This is a genomic window from Marinitoga hydrogenitolerans DSM 16785 (assembly GCF_900129175.1).
GTDB lineage: Bacteria > Thermotogota > Thermotogae > Petrotogales > Petrotogaceae > Marinitoga > Marinitoga hydrogenitolerans.
Genome location: NZ_FQUI01000070.1, coordinates 1 through 5,329, shown reverse-complemented (window position 1 = coordinate 5,329; position 5,329 = coordinate 1). Strand labels below are relative to the sequence as shown.

The window sequence follows — 5,329 nt, the reverse complement described above, 5'->3', positions numbered from 1 at the left end:
GTTTTTCCTGCTCCATTTGGTCCAAATATTGTTATTTTTTCTCCTTTGTTTATTGTAAGATTTATATTTTCCAGTGCTTTTATTTTGTTTTTATATATTTTTGTCAAATTTGTTATTTCTATTATATTTTCCATTTTATCATTTCCTTTTCTGCTTTTAATATTGTGAAATTGTTCCATATTTTCTTGCTTTGTCAAAACTATTTTTAAACCAATATATTCCTATTGGTAATATTATTGCTGTCATTATTATCAGAATTATTATATCTTCTTTTATTTCATATAAACTATATCCTTTTATTAATGTTTTTCTTAATCCATCCATTGCATATGTTGTTGGTAAAATATATGATATTCCTCTTAACCATTTTGGTAATATTTCTATTGGATAGTATATTCCAGAGAACATTCCGCTTAAAAATGAATATACCCAGCTTATTGGATCTCCTTTTTTAGTTAGCATTATAAATCCAGCACTTAATATTCCTATTCCACTTAAACTTATCATTGTTATTACCAATAATATTATTGATGATATTATGTTCATTTTTATTTCTACATCAAATGTATATATTAAAAATATAAACACTATTCCTGTGTTTATTATTGTAAATATTAATCTTGAAAATATTGTGTATATAAATACTTCCCATAATGGCGTTTCTGACAGAAGCAGGTATTCTATTGTTCCCATTACCTGCTCCTGCCTTATTACATTTTTAAATGTTGTTAGGGACAGTGTTGTATAACTCATGAATACGCTTCCTGATATGAAATACGCTAAGATGTTTCCACCATACTGTTCTATCATTGGAAAGTAATTCCCCTGAGCTATGAACCTCCCCATGAATCCAAATTGTAATAATCCTAAGAATCCACTGAGTATCCCCAGCACTGCCTGGGTTTTATAGCTTTTCCATATTAATATATCCCTTAACAGAAAATATATGAATTTTTTTATTCTTTTCATGGTTTCACCTGGTATATGCATTTATAATAATATTTCTGATATTTCATCGACATATTCCTTTTTTTTACCATATACAATAATAACTTTATTTTTATTTTTATAAACATTGAAATAATATCCATTATGTTTTTGGGATACAAAATAATAATCGATTATCATTATCGAAACATTTGTTTTTATTTTCATAAAATTTTTTTCTTCTAATTCGTTTTGTATTTTTTTAAAAAAATCTTTTGCTGTTTTATTATCTAAAAACTCATAATATTCTAAATTTACACTATTTTTATCACTTTCATATTTCTTGATTTCTACTAGCATAATATTTTTTAATCTTTCTTCATAAGTGTTTTTTTTGAAAAAACTTTTATCCAGAGTATGGTGGAAAAACTTTTTTTTATTTATAATTTCATTTATTTCTTTGTATTCATTAATTTTAAATTTTAGAGAGAACCCCATGCTTGATATTAAAATTATTAATATTATTACTAATGCTATTATAGAATATTTTTTCACCACCACGACATAACACCTCCGGTTAAATTGATTTTTTACTTTTTAAATACATTAAAACTTCATTACTCTATTTAAAAATCATATTGTCACTTGTAATTACTATTTTGTTTTCTTCTATATATTTTATGTTGTTTATTATATGTTCTATAATAAATGATTTTATTATTTTTCCTTCTTTTAATTTATATATTATTACTCTGTTTCCATCTGTTATTACTAATTCATCTTTATTTATATCTATTGCTTTAACTTCTTTAAATGGATGCATGATTATATTTTCTAAATCACCTGTAAATATATTGTATATAAATATATTTGATTTTATATCTTCTACTAGTATTTTATATGTATCTTTTATCGGTATAACTTTTTTTATTGGGTTTAATATTGTTATTGATTTTATATATGAATCTTTTTGCCAGTCGTGTATTAAAATCCTATTTCCTGGTTTTGAATTAATACTTCCACTTAATCCATAATAGGATATTATATATTTGTTATCATAAGAAAGATTTATTTCTTGTATTAATCCAAAATGTCCTTTGAATTTCATAACTTCTTTTTTATTCTTATAATCATATTTTACTATTTCGTATTTTCTGTTTCCATAATATATATACTCTCCATCAAATTCTGCTGTTTTTTGTATTTTTTTATCTTTATATAATATTTTTCCTGTTTTTAAATTATATAATTCTATAATTCCATTTTCACATGATATAAACAGTTTATCTTTTATTATTTTTATTTTCGATAAATAATCATCTAGCTCTTTTTTAAAAATTATTTGTCCTTCTTTTTTTATTGTTAGTTCTGCATATTCATTTTCTATTATTTCATATCCATTTTGAATATCGTAATATTTTATATTTTCATCGTAGTTTTTGTATTTTTCTAATTTCATATGTTTATATACAATATTTTTTTCTTGAATCTTCGCATTATCTTCTAAAAGATAGAAATTTATATAATCTTCATCGCTTTTTATGAAATATTTATCTGTCAATATTACTTTATTTTTTGCAGGATTAAATCCTGCATCTTTTTCATATTCGATTTTGAAATCTTTTAAATTTATTTTTCGAAGTTTTCCTTTCCCATATAATATATATAATGCATGTATTTTTTTGTTTGTTGATATGTCATATATATATTCATTGTCACTAAAATTCTTTATTACTTTTAATGTTTTTTTGTTTAGTATGCTTACTTTATCAATTCCTGATAAGATTATTATATAATTATTTGTTCCCAATATTTTTCTTATAGGATCATTGGATATTTTTGCGATTTTATTTTCTAGTATTATATTTCCATCTGTTGTTCCTAGTATTATTTTTCCATCTGTTTCATTTATTGTAGATATGTATTTGTCATAATTTATAGTTTTTATATATTTCCCGCTTTCAAGACTATATTCTTTTATTTCTTTTCCCGATGTTAATAGCAATTTATTTCTACTTTCAGAAATAAAACCAATATTTATATTCCTCAGTTTATTATCAAATTTAAACAATTCTGATTTTTTTTGTAAATTATATAAATTTAAACTTACCATCCCATTTGCTGTTAATAAATAATTTTTCGAAATTGTCATAAAATTCCCTTTAAATAATTTTAATTTTTTCTCCTTCAAATTATATATTGTCGTATATGAATATATGTTCCCATTTATATTTTTATTTAATACCATTTTATTATTTGAAACAATATAAAAATTATTCCAATATATATTTTTTATTTTTATAAATTTTTTTAAATTTACATTTGTATTATTTTTTTCGTTATAATATGTAAAAAAATCCTCTATGTAATTAAAATTATTATTTTCAGATTCTAGCCATTGTATCCATCTAATCATATATGGCATTATATTATCTTTTAATTGTTTTTTATTCCATTTTTGTATGTTTATATAAAATTCTTTAAATCTATCTATTCCATAATTTTTAATAAAAAAACCTATAAATGATGCTCCAAATGTATATCCATTTTTCCAATTTAAAAATATTTTTTTATATAACTCATCATAATTCAGATTTCTATATTCTAAAGAATATTTAATCATATATTTAGCATAAAAGTGATATTTTGAACCCAAATCAAGATCATCATTAATATATTTGAACCAATTTGCAAGACCTTCTTTAAAAAAGGAAATTTCTCCTTTAAAAATATACGAATCAATAGCATGTACTATTTCATGTTTTAGATTAACCGGCATTGCAAAAATTACCTTATTATTCCAGAATCCACCAGTCTGATAATCAGATAAACCTATTACTTCTTTTCTTGTTTCAAATAAAATTACTTGAATTTTTTTATTAGTCATTGTTGATTTAAAAGTTCTTATTAAATTTTCTATTTCTTTCTGGTAATATGATGCGATTTCAATAATATAAGGAGCAAAATTAGCGTTTTTCTCAAAGTACAATTCCAGATTTTTAGTATTGAATTTCGCATAATTTTTGCTGGCATATTTATATGCCGAATTCACTTTTTTTTCATCTAGTTCAATGCAAAAACTTACAGTTATAGAAAAAATAAAAATTAATAATAATATAATCTTTTTTATCATAAAAATATCTTTTCCTTTTTCAATATTTGACACACCTACATCAATAAATGCAGGTGTGTAGATTGAGTTTAATTTCAAAGACTATTTTTAGCAATCCCCGCTTACTGGGACGTATATATCTCCACCAGGATTTTCTGTTTCTTCAACTCTATCCCAACTACCTGGAGCACATGTAAATAAACAAAGCATTCCACCATCTCCAGCCCCTGGATCACTTTCGCATGGTGTTAATTCAGATGAATCAGATAAAACACCTGGTTCATTCAAACTTATGATTTTAAATGCCATCTACATACCCCCTCATCATGATTATTACAATAAAGTTGCTTCAAACAGTAACTTTATTGATTATTTCCTTAGATAACAATACCATTGCCCATTCATATTCCAATTTTATAAGATCACAAAAATAATTTTGAATTTCTTCTGGATAAGTTTTTTGAAGATCATTTTTTAAATGGCAACCGCCTCCACACAAATTTCTTGCCCAGCATTTATTGCATTTTTCACTTTCAATACCTACCATTATTTTATTGAACAGTTTATATGCTGATTTTATTATTTCATTATGTGTATTTTTAAATATATTACCTATATAATATTTTTCATTTCCTGTTGCACGATGACACATATACAAATTTCCATCAGCAGAGAGCGAAACTTCTCTTACACCACCAAAACAGTTTATCACTAATTGATTTTTGTTTTTTATTCTATTTTTTCTAACATTTATTGAAGATAATATTATTCCAGAAATTGTTTTGTCTTCTCCGGAAATATATGATTCTATTTTTTTATTGTATTCTCTTAAATCTGGTAATAATGTATAATCTTCTGGAGCTACAAATGCACGAACAATATTTTTGAAATTATATTTAATCCAGAAATTATCAAAATCCTGATTAAATTTTGTTACTGTCATCCTTGTAATATATGGAATCTCATACTTTTCCAGCAATTTTATTCCTTCTATAGTTTTTTTAAAAGAATCCTCTTTATTTTTTAGAGGTCTTAACAAATTATGTTCTCTTTCATCTCCATCAATACTTATCATTACTTTAAAATCATATTTTTTCATAAATCTGGCTATTTCTTCATTTAATAATGTTCCATTTGTTGTTATATTGTAAGCAGGTTTTTGATCAAAATTTTTTTCTATATATTCAACAATTTTTTTGGCTCTTTCCAAAGTTACTTGAATAAACTGTGATTATGCTTAGATTAGTTTAATTATGTTCAATCAACAGAATTTTATTTTTTAATGTTTCA

General features: G+C 23.3%; 5 protein-coding genes. All 5 read right to left on the bottom strand.

From position 1 onward, the window contains the following. Positions 1-156: 156 nt before the first annotated feature. Positions 157-969: an ABC transporter permease gene (locus tag BUA62_RS11080; RefSeq protein ID WP_072866098.1), complete on the bottom strand. Its 813-nt coding sequence runs from the start codon at positions 967-969 to the stop codon at positions 157-159. Positions 970-990: 21 nt separating this feature from the next. After that, positions 991-1,482, bottom strand: coding sequence for a hypothetical protein (locus BUA62_RS11075; protein WP_143148390.1), 492 nt, complete (start codon positions 1,480-1,482; stop codon positions 991-993). Positions 1,483-1,549: 67 nt separating this feature from the next. Continuing rightward, a complete protein-coding gene (locus BUA62_RS11070; RefSeq protein ID WP_143148389.1) occupies positions 1,550-4,093 on the bottom strand; it encodes a WD40 repeat domain-containing protein in 2,544 nt (847 codons plus the stop codon). A gap of 54 nt (positions 4,094-4,147) precedes the next feature. Further along, positions 4,148-4,348 carry a hypothetical protein gene (locus tag BUA62_RS11065; protein ID WP_072866095.1) on the bottom strand — a complete coding sequence of 67 codons (201 nt, stop codon included), beginning with the start codon at positions 4,346-4,348 and terminating at the stop codon, positions 4,148-4,150. Between the two features lie 40 nt (positions 4,349-4,388). Then, on the bottom strand, positions 4,389-5,249 hold the full coding sequence (locus BUA62_RS11060) for a radical SAM/SPASM domain-containing protein (RefSeq protein WP_072866094.1): 861 nt from the start codon (positions 5,247-5,249) through the stop codon (positions 4,389-4,391). Positions 5,250-5,329: the final 80 nt, after the last annotated feature.